At 49.7% G+C, this 788-nt stretch carries 1 protein-coding gene; it reads left to right on the forward strand.

Annotated elements, in window-relative coordinates; genetic code table 11:
- A partial coding sequence (locus ACTHUR_RS13330) for a methylated-DNA--[protein]-cysteine S-methyltransferase (protein ID WP_440399005.1) occupies positions 1–596 on the forward strand: 596 nt, incomplete at its 5' end.
- Positions 597–788: the final 192 nt, after the last annotated feature.

Consider the following 788-nt stretch of genomic DNA (forward strand, 5'->3'; position numbering starts at 1 on the left):
GTTGTACGCCTGAGGAATATGTCCGTATCCGCCAAGCTATCCGATTGTTGGAAACGCGTTATCCAGATAGTCCGAATGAGCTGACTGTTGCCGCGCTTGCCACGCCCTTGGGCGAGATGTTGGCGGTGTTCGGCGGCAAGGGTTTGTGTCTGCTGGAATTTGTCGGGCAAAAACATATGGAACAGGAAATCATGGCTGTCCAAAAAGCTTTGCGCGGGCAGTTTATTTTTCAAGAAAATGAGCAAACGCAACTTTTACGTCAAGAATTGGATTTATACTTCCAAGGCCGTCTGAAAGTTTTTGCGACGCCTTTGGAAACGATAGGTACAGCCTTTCAGCAGCAGGTATGGAATGCGTTGCTGACTATTCCTTACGGCGAAACGCGCAGCTACAAGGAGCAGGCGCAACAGTTGGGTAATCCTAAAGCCATTCGCGCCGTTGCTGCTGCAAACGGGCAAAACAAGGTGTCTATCCTGATTCCCTGCCACCGTGTTATCGGCAGCGATGGCAAGCTGACCGGCTATGCAGGCGGTTTGAACCGCAAACAATCGTTGCTTGCCTTGGAGCGAGGCGAGGTTCAGACGGCCTTGTTTTGAGTTTTGATAGAGGATAAGGGGCTGCACTATTAGCAGGCTTCGCATTCTGAAAAATTGAGCAGCAGAAGGTCGGTGGAAGCCCGACGAAATCTGCATGGAGAAAAATGTTGGGCAACGCCCACGCTAGAAAAGAGAAATACGACATGAGCCTGAAAAACCGCCATTTTCTAAAACTTTTGGATTTTACTCCGG

It is taken from the genome of Neisseria sp. P0021.S007 (assembly GCF_051956855.1).